Source organism: Shewanella sp. KX20019, from assembly GCF_016757755.1.
Lineage (GTDB): Bacteria > Pseudomonadota > Gammaproteobacteria > Enterobacterales > Shewanellaceae > Shewanella.
Genome location: NZ_CP068437.1, coordinates 587774 through 601324, shown reverse-complemented (window position 1 = coordinate 601324; position 13551 = coordinate 587774). Strand labels below are relative to the sequence as shown.

9 protein-coding genes and 2 pseudogenes are annotated in these 13551 nt (G+C 46.3%); 4 read left to right on the top strand and 7 right to left on the bottom strand.

Going from position 1 to position 13551, the window contains the following annotated elements:
• Positions 1 to 16: 16 nt before the first annotated feature.
• Both ssb and JK628_RS02590 read right to left on the bottom strand, forming a co-directional pair.
• A complete protein-coding gene (ssb, locus tag JK628_RS02595; protein ID WP_202287722.1) occupies positions 17 to 706 on the bottom strand; it encodes a single-stranded DNA-binding protein in 690 nt (229 codons plus the stop codon).
• Positions 707 to 738: 32 nt separating this feature from the next.
• Positions 739 to 2106, bottom strand: coding sequence for an MFS transporter (locus tag JK628_RS02590; protein ID WP_202287721.1), 1368 nt, complete (start codon positions 2104 to 2106; stop codon positions 739 to 741).
• A gap of 265 nt (positions 2107 to 2371) precedes the next feature.
• Between JK628_RS02590 and uvrA the strand changes: the two genes are divergently transcribed.
• The 4 genes from uvrA (at position 2372) to JK628_RS02570 (ending at position 8654) form a co-directional block, all read left to right on the top strand.
• Entirely contained in the window at positions 2372 to 5212 is a 2841-nt protein-coding gene (uvrA, locus tag JK628_RS02585; protein ID WP_202287720.1) for an excinuclease ABC subunit UvrA, read from the top strand.
• An 18-nt stretch (positions 5213 to 5230) separates the two neighbouring features.
• A complete protein-coding gene (locus tag JK628_RS02580) occupies positions 5231 to 5536 on the top strand; it encodes a hypothetical protein (protein ID WP_237524120.1) in 306 nt (101 codons plus the stop codon).
• A 107-nt stretch (positions 5537 to 5643) separates the two neighbouring features.
• On the top strand, positions 5644 to 6600 hold the full coding sequence (locus JK628_RS02575; protein ID WP_237524119.1) for a M28 family peptidase: 957 nt from the start codon (positions 5644 to 5646) through the stop codon (positions 6598 to 6600).
• 224 nt (positions 6601 to 6824) lie between these two features.
• On the top strand, positions 6825 to 8654 hold the full coding sequence (locus JK628_RS02570; protein WP_202287718.1) for a DEAD/DEAH box helicase: 1830 nt from the start codon (positions 6825 to 6827) through the stop codon (positions 8652 to 8654).
• Positions 8655 to 8937: 283 nt separating this feature from the next.
• Here the strand turns inward: JK628_RS02570 and JK628_RS02565 are convergent, their stop codons facing one another.
• From JK628_RS02565 to JK628_RS02540, 5 genes and pseudogenes are all read right to left on the bottom strand, one after another.
• Positions 8938 to 9183: a cysteine-rich CWC family protein gene (locus JK628_RS02565; RefSeq protein WP_202287717.1), complete on the bottom strand. Its 246-nt coding sequence runs from the start codon at positions 9181 to 9183 to the stop codon at positions 8938 to 8940.
• A 15-nt stretch (positions 9184 to 9198) separates the two neighbouring features.
• Positions 9199 to 9567 (bottom strand): GFA family protein, encoded by a 369-nt coding sequence (locus JK628_RS02560; protein ID WP_202287716.1) that lies wholly within the window; start codon positions 9565 to 9567, stop codon positions 9199 to 9201.
• 128 nt (positions 9568 to 9695) lie between these two features.
• Positions 9696 to 9815 (bottom strand): annotated as a pseudogene (locus tag JK628_RS02555) (methylenetetrahydrofolate reductase); the annotation flags it as partial.
• Positions 9816 to 9845: 30 nt separating this feature from the next.
• A pseudogene (gene metF / locus JK628_RS02545) lies at positions 9846 to 10886 on the bottom strand (methylenetetrahydrofolate reductase).
• Between the two features lie 261 nt (positions 10887 to 11147).
• Positions 11148 to 13541 carry a bifunctional aspartate kinase/homoserine dehydrogenase II gene (locus JK628_RS02540; protein WP_202287714.1) on the bottom strand — a complete coding sequence of 798 codons (2394 nt, stop codon included), beginning with the start codon at positions 13539 to 13541 and terminating at the stop codon, positions 11148 to 11150.
• Positions 13542 to 13551 lie beyond the last annotated feature (10 nt).

Genomic DNA, 13551 nt, shown 5'->3' with positions numbered 1-13551 from the left:
TTAATTTATATATGTCCTAGAACGGGATATCGTCATCCCAGCCATCATCCAAATCTGGAGTCACATTCTGCTGTGGCTGCGGAGCTGGACGCTGCTGAGGAGCAGCTGGTGCAGCCTGAGGCTTAGGTGCATAACCACCTTGAGCGGGTGCTGCTTGCTGTGGTTGCTGATAACCACCTTGCTGTGGAGCTGACTGTTGTGGCTGCTGGTAACCGCCCTGTGCAGGAGCTGCCTGAGGCTTAGGTGCATAACCACCTTGCTGAGGAGCCGCTTGCTGTGGCTTAGGTGCATAGCCACCCTGTTGCGGTGCTTGTTGTGGCTGCTGGTAGCCACCTTGTGCTGGTGCGCCTTGACCTTGACCACGGCCACCTAACATTTGCATTTGACCGCCTTGATCGACAACAACTTCAGTGCTGTAACGATCTTGACCGCTTTGGTCTTTCCACTTACGTGTCTGCAGCTTGCCTTCAAGGTAAACTTGAGAGCCTTTACGCAAGTATTCACCTGTGATTTCAGCCAGCTTGCCAAACATCACTACGCGGTGCCATTCTGTGCGCTCTTGCTTTTGACCACTTTGGTCTTTCCAAGATTCACTTGTCGCCACGGTAATGTTGGCTACGGCATTGCCGTTCGGCATGTAACGAACTTCAGGATCTTGTCCTAAATTACCTACCAAAATTACTTTATTGACACCACGACTGGCCATTGAAATCTCCTGCAATATTTATAAATTTTTCACTAATTGACAGAGCCTAACACAGCTCTGGCTTCTCTCAAATCGAAATGGTCATCTACTTTTAAATAAGCCACTTTCTCTTCAAGTACCACTATGGCTTCTGCGACGCCAGTTAACGCTGACAGCTCGGTTGCCATCACTTTTGCGCCCTGTCTGTCATTGACATCAGCCTCTAGTGTATAACTCTTCAAAAGCACTGGGTTTTTCATACCAAAGGTGAGTAAGAACCAAATGCCCATTAAGCCTAGCGCAACCGCAAATACCCCTTCTGCGCCAACAAGCTGATAGGCGCCACCGCCTAATAATCCACCGCAAAATGCGCCTAGAAATTGGCTGGTAGAATATACGCCCATGGCTGAACCTTTATCACCTACCGGACAAAACTTAGCAATCAGGCTCGGCAGAGAAGCTTCGAGGTAATTAAAGCCGGTAAAGAACAACACCACTGCAATAGCCAATACCATCAGGTTGTCAGCAAACAGCGCCATCGAACCCAGTGCGACCATCATAATCAACAGTGCAACTTGAAACATCGCTTTAGTATTGTTGCGCTTAACACCAATGATAATCAGCGGCACCATTAGGAAGAAAGCGATCATAAATGCTGGGAAGTACAGCATCCAATGTTCCTCTTTGACTAACCCCGCATCGACTAAGTCTAATGGAAGTGCGACAAACACCGCGGTTAGCACTAGGTGCAGAATAAAGATGCCCGCATCCAGTCTAAACAGTTGCGGATCAACCAGCATGCGACGCAGCTTTTCAGGTGCGGCGACGGTGTCACCTTTTGGTGCTTGTGAAATTGGATTTGGCACCAATAACTGTACGATTAGCATGCCTAAAACAGCCAAGCCAGCCGTCATAAAGAACAGACCAGATAGGCCTAAGTGCTGTGCCACGATGGGACCGACTAAGAGCGATAGTGCAAAGGAAAACCCAATACACATGCCGATAATGGCCATCACCTTAGTACGTTGCTCATCACGGGTTAAATCTGCAGCTAGAGCCAATACGGCGGCGGCAATTGCGCCCATACCCTGCAGGGCTCGCCCGGCCACTACGCCATAAATAGTGTCAGCATTAGCCGCAACAAGGCTACCTAGTGCGAAGATCAGTAAGCCAATCAAAATGATAGGTTTACGACCATATTTGTCAGATAAGATCCCCATAGGGATTTGAAGAATAGCTTGCGTTAAACCATAGGCACCAATAGCAATACCCACCCATAATGGTGAGAAGCCCTCTAGATGTTGCCCATAAAGTGCGAAGACGGGCATGATCATAAACAGACCCATCATGCGCAACCCAAATACACTGGCTAAAGAAAACGCGACTTTTTTCTCAGTCTTTGAAAGTCCGTTATTGGCCATTGCCCCCGCCCTGATCAGTGAACTCTAAATTAAGTCGCGCAGTTTACCACGAAGTTTTTCATTAGCCCAAAAGGAAAAGCAAAAGATGTATAGTTACACCACCTTTTGGGCGTTCACATCAAACCCGCATTCTCGCTTGGTTTTCTTATTAACTCAGCAAATTCGTTATCTTTCCCCTACAATTGATCACTTACTTTGTCTATTGCCTCCGTTAAATTTGTGAGATACTTAACCACTTTTTTCGGCTTTGAGATCTGAACGCTAGATGGAAAATATTGAAGTACGTGGCGCTCGTACCCACAATCTTAAAAACATCAACCTAACCATACCCCGTAACAAGCTAATTGTTATCACCGGGCTATCGGGTTCAGGTAAATCCTCTTTAGCATTCGATACCCTATATGCCGAGGGACAACGACGCTATGTAGAGTCATTATCGGCCTATGCTCGTCAGTTTTTAAGTTTGATGGAAAAGCCCGATGTTGATCACATTGAAGGCTTAAGTCCCGCTATTTCTATCGAGCAAAAATCGACCTCTCATAACCCACGCTCAACCGTGGGTACCATTACCGAAATTTATGATTACTTAAGACTGCTATTTGCCAGAGTCGGCGAACCGCGCTGCCCCACCCATGGCGAACCTTTGGCGGCGCAAACCGTTAGCCAAATGGTCGACAAAGTGCTTGAAATGCCAGAAGGCAGTCGCCTTATGCTGCTAGCGCCAGTGGTTAACGCCCGTAAAGGTGAACATGTAAAGCTTCTCGAAAGTCTGTCGGCACAGGGTTACATTCGTGCTCGAATTGACGGTGAAGTGTGTGATTTAACCGATCCACCAGAGCTCGATCTACACGTAAAGCACACTATCGAAGTGGTAGTGGATCGCTTTAAGGTCCGTGATGATATTAAGCAGCGTTTAGCAGAGTCATTCGAAACCGCACTCGAGCTATCTGGCGGCATAGCCAAAATCACCAGTATGGATCCTGTTGAAGGTAATGCTAAAGCTGAAGTGCATGTCTTTTCGGCTAACTTTGCCTGCCCAGTATGTGGCTACTCCATGGCCGAACTTGAGCCGCGTATCTTCTCGTTCAACAATCCTGCTGGGGCTTGCCAAACTTGTGATGGCCTTGGCGTTCAGCAGTTTTTTGATCCTGAAAGAGTGATAACCAATACTGAGTTATCACTTGCTGGCGGTGCCATTCGAGGCTGGGATAGACGTAATTTCTATTACTTCCAAATGCTCACCTCGCTAGCGGAACATTACAAGTTTGATATCGAAAAGCCCTTCGAGCAGCTAACAGACGATGTTAGAAAATTAGTCCTTTACGGCTCAGGCACCCAAAGCATTGCGTTCAAATACATTAACGACCGCGGCGATGTAGTGGTCAGAAATCACCCTTTCGAGGGGATTTTGAATAATATGGATAGACGTTACCGTGAGACAGAATCTAATGCGGTACGCGATGAACTTACCAAGTTTGTTAATACTCAGTCTTGCCAAAGCTGTGGTGGTTCGCGCCTGCGTGAAGAAGCACGTAACGTTTTCATTGATGATCTAAACCTGCCTGTGTTGACCCATTGGTCTATTGGTGAAGCCATGGACTATTTTAACAATCTCGAGTTAAGCGGACAGCGCGCCCAAATAGCCGATAAGATCTTAAAAGAGGTGCGCGATCGTTTAGGTTTTCTGGTAAATGTTGGCCTTAATTACCTTAGCTTATCTCGCTCTGCCGATACCCTTTCGGGCGGCGAAGCCCAGCGAATTCGTCTAGCAAGCCAAATTGGTGCCGGACTTGTGGGCGTAATGTATGTACTAGATGAGCCCTCTATTGGCTTACACCAGCGTGATAACGAGCGTTTATTACAAACACTGATTCATCTACGCGATCTCGGTAATACCGTGATTGTGGTCGAGCATGACGAAGATGCTATCCGCATGGCTGATCATGTAATTGATATTGGCCCAGGTGCTGGTGTGCATGGTGGGCAAGTGATTGGTGAAGGCACCCTTAAAGATCTACTCGAGTGTAAAGAGTCTATAACTGGCCAATACCTATCCGGTGAAAAACAGATCCACATCTCGACTGAGCGAACCGAATTCAATCCTGAACAAGTAATCGAGTTGTTTGGTGCCTCAGGTAATAATTTACAAGATGTCGATTTACAGATCCCTGTCGGACTATTCACCTGTATTACTGGGGTTTCCGGTTCAGGTAAATCAACCCTAATCAACGATACCTTTTATAAAATTGCCCACATCGAGTTAAACGGTGCAACCGTAGATGAGCCGTCACCCTACAAGAGAGTTGTCGGGATGGATCATTGCGATAAAGTCGTCGATATCGATCAAAGTCCAATTGGCCGTACACCGCGCTCTAACCCCGCGACCTATACTGGTATTTTCACCCCAATTCGTGAACTGTTTGCAGCAACGCAAGAGTCACGTACTCGCGGTTATCTGCCGGGGCGTTTCTCATTTAACGTCAAAGGCGGGCGCTGTGAAGCATGCCAAGGTGATGGACTGATTAAGGTTGAGATGCACTTTTTACCCGATGTCTATGTGCCGTGTGATGACTGTAAGGCTCAACGCTATAACCGTGAAACGTTAGACGTTCGCTTTAAAGGTAAAAACATCCACGAAGTGCTGCAGATGACAGTAGAGGAAGCAAGGCCCTTCTTCGATGCGATCCCTGCGGTGGCACGTAAGTTACAGACACTGATGGATGTTGGTTTATCCTATATCCGTTTAGGACAAAGTGCGACCACACTTTCTGGCGGTGAAGCGCAACGGGTAAAGCTGGCAAAAGAGCTGTCTAAACGTGACACGGGCAAAACACTGTACATATTGGACGAACCTACCACTGGTTTGCACTTTGCTGACATTCAACTCTTACTTGACGTATTGCATCGCCTCAAGTCCCATGGCAATACTATTGTGGTCATTGAGCATAATTTGGATGTGATTAAGACTGCTGATTGGATCATCGATCTCGGTCCTGAAGGGGGCTCCGGTGGCGGAACAATCTTGGTCGCAGGCACACCTGAGCAGGTTGCTGAAAATACTCAATCTCATACTGCACGCTTCTTAAAGCCGCTGTTAGAAAAATAAAAGAGACCGATTAGCTTAATGCCAAGTAGTAATATTTTATTAACCACAGGCCTAGTGTTTACACTAGGCCTGCTCATTACGGCGGTGGTAGACCCATTATTTGGTCAATGTAAATCAACCAATGCCCGAGTGATCAACAGCGACCAGCAAAGCAGTACTATCGCACTGGCCGACGGATCTATCGCGCTCTTACCCGTGGGTAACCTTAAGATGCACTCGCAGGTCAATGTTGGTGTAAAGCAGCGTCTATTTTCAGGGACTAGCGAATACAAGTTAAAAGCACCATTACAACCACTCATGCTCAATAAGCATCCAAGCGAGTAGATAGTAACTACAATTAGTTAGGTTATCCATATAGCGCTAACTCAAGATCACTTTCTGAAGCACTTATGTTACAACTATTGATTATGTTTACCGGCATAAGGAGTTGCATGCGGAGTCTATTAGTCGTGGTTGTTTGCTCGAGTCTGATTGCTTGCAGCAGTGTTCCTCAATGTAATAAACACCCCCGTTCGACTTGGGCTGACCAAACACAGCTCAATGCTGATATTAGCCAACTTGCCTCAGATGAATTTACTGGCCGAGATACAGGCTCTGAGGGAGCAGCCTTAACAAGACAGTATCTCATCAGTCGCTTTCAACAGATAGGTCTTGCGCCATGGCAAGGCGACTACCAGCATCCCTTCAGTTATTCAGCATCGTTTTCTGACAAAGTTGGGATAAATGTTGCTGGAGTCGTGTTAGCGAAGAAACCGACAAGCCAATGGCGAGTGGTATTGGCCCATTACGACCACTTAGGCAGCAAGGGAACACGTATATATTATGGCGCTGATGATAACGCCTCTGGGGTATCAGCTTTACTGCAAATGGCTCAGCAGGCAGTCACTCAAACAGCTGATGTCAATCTACTTTTTGTGGCCACTGACGCAGAAGAACCTGGCTTGCATGGCGGTTACGCCCTCGTCGATACGTTTGCAAAAAAGAACATTTTGCCGCAGACACCTCAAATAGAGCTGGTTATTAATTTGGATATGATAGGCCGTCCCGATAGACGCAGGGCTATCTATATTGAAGGAGCAAGGCGCTTTGACTCATTTGAAACAATACAACAGTCGATGACGCAGTCAAACCAACTTTGCATCAAAACCCGACGCCCTAGAGCATTCGATGGCAGTGTCATCAGCGTTGATTTTTTGAGGGCCTCAGATCATTACCCGATGCACCAAGCGGGGGTCCCTTGGCTTTACTTCGGCGTTCCTACACATAGGGATTACCATCAACCCAGTGATACCGCAGATAAAATAGATATTACTTTTGTTGCTGCTGTGGTCGAATCCGCTTACCAACTACTAATTATTGATAGCTTCCTACTGCAATATAGCCCTTAAAAGCCACTGTTATTTGTTTTTACGCTTAGCTAAACCACTAATTGGCCTACATATTGCTTAGTTATTGGTAAAAATAGCAGTATTAAATGGTAATACCAATTACATCCTGCTATACTAAGCGGCTTACTGAACGTTTTCGGTGCGGGAAGTCGACACGGGGTTGATTTTCTGTCTATAAACATCGGTGCTTAACTGCACTCTGCTATTCCACAAGGCTACAACCCATGTCATCCAGTGAAAAAACTTTCCGCGAACTCGGTCTATCCGAGCCTTTGTTGCGTGCTCTTGACGAGCTCGGTTACGAAAAACCAACTCCGATCCAAGCTGCGAGTATCGATCCTCTCATGGCTGGTAAAGATATTTTAGGTCAAGCTCAAACTGGTACAGGTAAAACAGGTGCTTTTGCACTGCCTCTACTAAACAGCATTGATCCAAATACAAACTCTCCACAAATTTTGGTGCTTGCACCAACACGTGAACTTGCCGTTCAGGTTGCTGAAGCATTCGCAAGCTACGCTAAGTTCATGAAGGGTCTACACGTTCTGCCTATTTACGGCGGACAGAGCATGCAACAGCAGTTAAATGCTTTGCGTCGTGGCCCACAGATTATTGTTGGTACTCCAGGCCGAGTTATGGACCATATGCGTCGTGGCACTCTTAAGTTAGAGTCACTGAAAGCAATGGTGCTTGATGAAGCCGATGAGATGCTAAAAATGGGCTTCATCGATGATATCGAATGGATCCTTGAGCATACTCCTAAGCAGCGCCAATTAGCACTTTTCTCGGCGACTATGCCTGAGCAAATTAAGCGTGTTGCTAACAAATACCTAACTGAGCCTGTACACGTTAAAATCGCTACTACAACGACAACTGTAGAGACGATTGAACAACGTTTTGTACAAGTATCACAGCACAACAAACTAGAAGCTTTAGTACGTGTTCTAGAAGTAGAGAAGACTGAAGGTATTATCATCTTCGTTCGTACTCGTAACAGCTGTGTTGAGCTCGCTGAAAAGTTAGAAGCTCGCGGTTACGCTTCATCACCTCTACATGGTGATATGAATCAACAAGCACGTGAACGTGCCGTTGACCAGCTTAAACGTGGCAAGCTAGATATTATTATTGCTACTGACGTCGCGGCTCGTGGTCTTGACGTTGAGCGTATTGGACACGTAGTTAACTACGATATCCCATATGATACTGAAGCTTACGTTCACCGTATCGGTCGTACTGGTCGTGCTGGTCGTACAGGTATGGCGATTCTTTTCGTTACACACAGAGAGATGCGTATGTTGCGCACTATCGAACGTGCAACTAAGAGCCGTATCTCGCCAATGGATGTACCTAGCCCAGAGACAGTGACCGAGCGTCGTCTTTCTCGTCTAGGTGAGCAAGTTTCTGAAGTGATCGCTAAAGATTCTTTAGACTTCATGAAAGGCGCTGTTGCAAAACTATGTCAAGAGCTAGAGGTCGATACCGACATTCTTGCGGCAGCACTTCTGCAGCAAGTTCAGAAAGATCGTCCACTTCAGTTACCATCAATTCATGAGCGTCAGCGCGATAGCCGTGATGACCGTAACTCTCGTGATCGTAGCGACCGCGCTCCACGTGATCGCAGTGATCGTCCTCGTCGTGAATCTCGCCCAACGCCAACTAGCATTGGTTCAGCTGATTCATTGAAGGACAATCCAGATGTTAAGATGTGTCGCTATATCATCGATGTAGGTCGTGAGAATGGTGTTGGTGTTGGTAATATCGTTGGCGCAGTAGCAAACGAAGCAAACATCGATAGCCGTTACATTGGTCAAATCCAATTATTTGACCACGTCACCGCAATTGACTTGCCTGATGGAATGCCAAAAGATGTACTTGAGCACCTTAGAAAAGTACGTGTATGTGGCCGCCCATTGAATATTCGCGAAGCTGCAGGCGAAACGTTCGAGAACACTTCAGGTGGCGATAGCCGTCCTGCACGTCGTCCTCGCAAACCTGCCGGCGACCGTCGTCCTTCAGGTGACAGAAAGCCGCACCGTAAAGGTCCATCTGGCGAGTAATTTCGCAAAGATAACGGAATAAGGTCAGTTTCTATGAATTAGAAATTGACCTAAAGTCAATTTTTATCCATCCATGGAAAATTGGCATAAATGTTCCAGACATAACGTCAATTTTTATCCATCCATGGAAAATTGGCATAAATGTTCCAGACATAACGTCAATTTTTATCCGTCCATGGAAAATTGGCATAAATGTTCCAGACATAAAAAAGGAGCCACTGGCTCCTTTTTTGTTATCTGATTTTCAGTGGCAACATCCTGTTATACCGAGCTGTAACCCGCTTTAATCGACCCTTTTATATTGTCGATTTTTCTCTTCCAGCTTCAAGGCTTTGATACATGCCTGACAGAGACAGGACTTATTCTCCAATAAATAACTCGCTCCCCCAGCACTTATAGCGTTAGCAAGTACTGTCTTCGATGGGAATGCTTGTGTATGACACCAACACAGCTCAATGCTCTTACCCTGCAATATTGCACAGCCATTTTGAGACTGACACCGCGGACAAGTAGAAGGATCTGATTTCATTGTATTATGTTTTCCTCATCGGTCTGCAGGATGATTAACCCCATCGACTATCGCTACATTGGTTAGCTCATACGGGTTAACGCCCTCGATACAGCCAACATTCACCCCAAACTGATTCGGATTAGAGCGCCTTTGATGATGGGTATATATTCCACAAATACTGCAAAAATAGTGTTTAGCGGTAAGCGTATTGAATTGATAGCACGATAGCTTATCTTTGCCTGCAACCACTTTTAGGCCGTCAAGATCAGCTGAGGCCACTATAGTGCCGCGGCGCTGGCACATAGAGCAATCACAACGGCGTAAATCGGTAACGCCATCAGGTAGATTAAGCGATAACTTAACCGCCCCGCAATGACAACTAGCGCTATGTGTTTGTGTCATAAAATCCCCTTTTATCTCAGCGAACTATTAATGTAACAAAAAGGACTCCTATTAACGAAGTCCATTTAGTAAAAAACCAATAGACTAACTAGTAGGCTATTGGTTTATTCACGCTAAACTAAAAAGGCTTACTTACCAGGGCGAACACCTAATGTATGGCAAATCGCATAGGTTAGTTCGGCACGGTTTAGCGTATAGAAATGGAAATCTTTTACCCCTTCCCGAGCCAACGTATTAACCATATCCAATATCTGCAACGTTAGCGCTTGATCCACAACTTACTTACCAGGGCGAACACCTAATGTATGGCAAATCGCATAGGTCAGTTCGGCACGGTTTAGCGTATAGAAGTGGAAATCTTTTACCCCTTCCCGAGCCAACACGTTAACCATATCCAATATCTGCAACGTTAGCGCTTGATCTACAACTTACTTACCAGGGCGAACACCTAATGTATGGCAAATCGCATAGGTTAGTTCGGCACGGTTTAGCGTATAGAAATGGAAATCTTTTACCCCTTCCCGAGCCAACACTTTAACCATATCGATCGCCACGTTAGCCCCAACCATTTGTCGCGTTATCGCATCATCTTCTAAGCCTTCAAATTGACGGTGTAACCAACCAGGAATGGATACGTTAGTCATGGCCGCAAAACGCTTAGTCTGGTTAAAGTTTGTCACTGGCAAAATTCCCGGGACAATCTCAGCATCGATTCCTGCTGCAGCGCAGCGGTCACGGAAACGCAGATAGGATTCAACATCAAAAAAGAACTGAGTGATAGCACGATTAGCACCGGCGTCGATTTTCTTTTTAAGATGGATGAGATCCGCCTGAGCATTAGTGGCATCAGGGTGCACTTCTGGGTAAGCCGCAACGGAAATATCAAAGTCTGCCACTGAGCGTAAAAGACGCACGAGATCATTGGCGAAACGAGTTGGCTTCGCGCTGCCCTCCGGTAAATCACCACGCAGTGCAACAATGTCACGAATGCCGCTATTCCAATAGTGTTTGGCCAGCTCCTTGAGCTCTTCATCACTCGCATCAACCAGCGTTAAGTGTGGTGCGGCAACCAAGTCGGTCTCTTTTTGAATTCGCTCAATCACGCCATGGGTACGATCTCGAACTCCCGAGTTTGCACCGTAAGTAACTGACACAAACTTAGGGTTCAGTGGTTCAAGGCGACGAATAGAGTTCCACAACAGCTTTTCCATCTCAGGAGTTGAAGGCGGAAAGAATTCAAAAGAAACGTTAATATCATCTCTAAGCTCAGATAAGCTCTGATTCAATGATGTCGCATGTTGTGCATGGTGAAAGCCCATTTCTATTTCCTCTACTTCAACTCGTTAGTCTCGCAATCTCGGTATAGACGTTTGGACGTCTATATGTCCATATACTAGAGAAACTGAGATTGAAGTCAAGTGTAAAAAGCAGCCAAGTGAGTTTTTTTCTTGAGACAGTAAAGCAATGCAGCAGTTACTTGTTCTAGATGGAACACAGCGATAAATCAAAGCCATAAAAAAAGTGCATTCCAGTAACTGGAACGCACTTATTATTAATTCGCTATCGCTCGATTAGCTACACTACTCTTGCAGTAAGTCTCGGCATATATGGGCTAAATCTGATTGCACCGCGGCGGCTGTCACCTGTCTTCCAGCTCCTGGTCCACGAATAATCAGCGGATTGTCTTGGTAGAACTTACTGCGAATAACAAACACATTATCGCCAGGGGTTAAGTTGGCATAAGGATGACTGTTATCAACCCATTGCAGACTCACTTCAGCCTTTAGTTTACCGTCGACTCTATCTAGCGCTGCGACGTACCTAAGCACTTTATCTTGCTCGACTGCGGCTAAATACTGCTGCAACATATCTTCATCTAACTCATCGATACGCGATAAAAACTGCGCTAACGGCAGCTCTGCAAGGTGCTTAGGCACCAATGACTTAAGCTCGATATCTTCAAGTTCGATCTCTAAGCCAATCTCGCGGGCCAAAATAAGCAATTTACGCTGCATATCTCGACCCGATAAATCATCGCGCGGATCCGGCTCAGTGATCCCCAGCCCCCGTGCTTCAACCACGAGCTCTGAAAAGGGTTTAGCCGCATCATAATTTTCAAATAACCAACACAAGGTACCTGAGAATATGCCGCCTACGGCTTCAATACTATCACCACTGTTATGCAGATCATTAATGGCATGCTGTACCGGCAGCCCGGCTCCACAACTGGCGTTATAACGCCAAAACAAGCGACGATTACCCAGCTGTAACTTTAACTCGCGATAAAAAGGCAATGGCCCAGAACCTGCGAGCTTATTGGCACTGACAACATGAATACCGCGGGCAAAAAACTCCGGATATTGCAGAGTTAGATCTGCACTGGCACTAATATCAAGCGCGACAACTTCATCACACTCAAGCCCTTGTAGCTCTTCAAACAAGTGACCGTACTGCCAAGGCGATGCATCTCGCTCAAATACCGCCTTCCATGAATCCAGTGCAATCCCCGTATCGCTAACTAGCGCTTTGCGAGAGCTAACGAGCCCGACAAGGTCAACACTGGCCTCAAGCTCTTTATTTAAAGCTGCTCTGGCACCGTTAAATAGCTCTATCCAAGCTTCACCTATGTTACCTACCCCCAAGAGCAATACGCCAATACGCTTGCGTGGGCCTGCACAGCGACGATGTACTTTCTGAGTCAACAGGTTTACCTGTGATTGGGGTACTAACGTCACTAAGCTCATGCCGTCATTAAACAGCGGACGAGCATTACGGCTGAGTAATCTGGCAAAACCGCGGCGATAAAGATCCGCATCGGCACTGACTAACGCTACAAGACCATAATCGTCTCTAATTTTAAGATCCGTAATGCCTAACGCTTCACTATTAGCATCGAGCAGCGCTTGCACTTGCTTTTGATTCTCTAAAGTAACGGTGAGTTCAACGCGCTTTTTCCCAAGCGACCAATGCGCTAGGGGGTATAATCCCGAATCAGTTAACAAATTGAGCAATGTAGAGAAAGCGCCATCCAACTGAATATTAAACAGTGATACGCTGTTGAGATTGGTCACGACGGGCGCACTAGCAGAGGAGCTTTTAGGCGCAATTAAGGTAAAGTCGGTATGTGACGCATAGCTTGAGCGTACAGCAAGGCTCACGTCAGTATCAAACAGCGGCTGCAGGGTACGGTTGTGCAGTACAGGCGAGCCTAAATGTGCCAGACGATTAGCCTCGTCTAATGATAAGCTGCTCAGTAGCTTAGCATCGTTAATCTTATTAGGATCTGCGTTAAATACACCTTCAACATCAGTCCAAATTGTTACCCGCTCAATATCCGCTAAGCTAGCAATGAGCGTAGCACTAAAGTCGGAGCCATTTCGGCCTAATAATAAAGTGTCACCCTTGTCATTGGCACAGATAAAACCAGTGATAATCAGCCGTTCATTGGGGTGGGCTTCAATCAGGGTTTGCACTCTTTGACGAGAGTCTTGCAAGCGGATCTGCGGCACAGCGCCTTCATCGGCAATCAGCAAGGTACGCGCATCCACATCAGACGCTGCCACACTTGACTCTCGCAATAAAGCTGCCAGCAAGCGTGATGACCAACGCTCACCAAAACTAACCACTTGGCTACTTTGGTAATCGTTGATAGGTGCTAATGATAACAAGCTGATCAGCTGCGCTTTATCGTTTGACAGGCGCTCTCTTAACGATCGAGCTTGCTCATTCGACAGTAACTGCTCTATCAGTCTTTGTTGAAAACTAATCAGCGTTTGTAACTCTTCTTGCCACAACTGCTTTGTGGTGCTCAGTTCCAGCAATCGATATAGAAAGTTAGTGCTTTTTCCTGCCGCAGAAACCACCACAAGATCGTCACTGTGACCATGAGTCAGGAGAATATGTGCAACGCGACGATAGCAGTCTGCGTCAGCTAAACTGGAGCCACCAAATTTATGTAAGTGACAACGTGCCATCTTAAACCCC

What these genes read in the sequence shown, in the direction of transcription:
- JK628_RS02575 (WP_237524119.1), top strand. Translation starts at nt 5,644, where the DNA reads ATGCGGAGTCTATTAGTCGTGGTTGTTTGCTCGAGTCTGATTGCTTGC.
- JK628_RS02565 (WP_202287717.1), bottom strand. Translation starts at nt 9,183, where the DNA reads ATGAAATCAGATCCTTCTACTTGTCCGCGGTGTCAGTCTCAAAATGGC.
- ssb (WP_202287722.1), bottom strand. Translation starts at nt 706, where the DNA reads ATGGCCAGTCGTGGTGTCAATAAAGTAATTTTGGTAGGTAATTTAGGA.
- JK628_RS02560 (WP_202287716.1), bottom strand. Translation starts at nt 9,567, where the DNA reads ATGACACAAACACATAGCGCTAGTTGTCATTGCGGGGCGGTTAAGTTA.
- JK628_RS02590 (WP_202287721.1), bottom strand. Translation starts at nt 2,106, where the DNA reads ATGGCCAATAACGGACTTTCAAAGACTGAGAAAAAAGTCGCGTTTTCT.
- JK628_RS02540 (WP_202287714.1), bottom strand. Translation starts at nt 13,541, where the DNA reads ATGGCACGTTGTCACTTACATAAATTTGGTGGCTCCAGTTTAGCTGAC.
- uvrA (WP_202287720.1), top strand. Translation starts at nt 2,372, where the DNA reads ATGGAAAATATTGAAGTACGTGGCGCTCGTACCCACAATCTTAAAAAC.
- JK628_RS02580 (WP_237524120.1), top strand. Translation starts at nt 5,231, where the DNA reads ATGCCAAGTAGTAATATTTTATTAACCACAGGCCTAGTGTTTACACTA.
- JK628_RS02570 (WP_202287718.1), top strand. Translation starts at nt 6,825, where the DNA reads ATGTCATCCAGTGAAAAAACTTTCCGCGAACTCGGTCTATCCGAGCCT.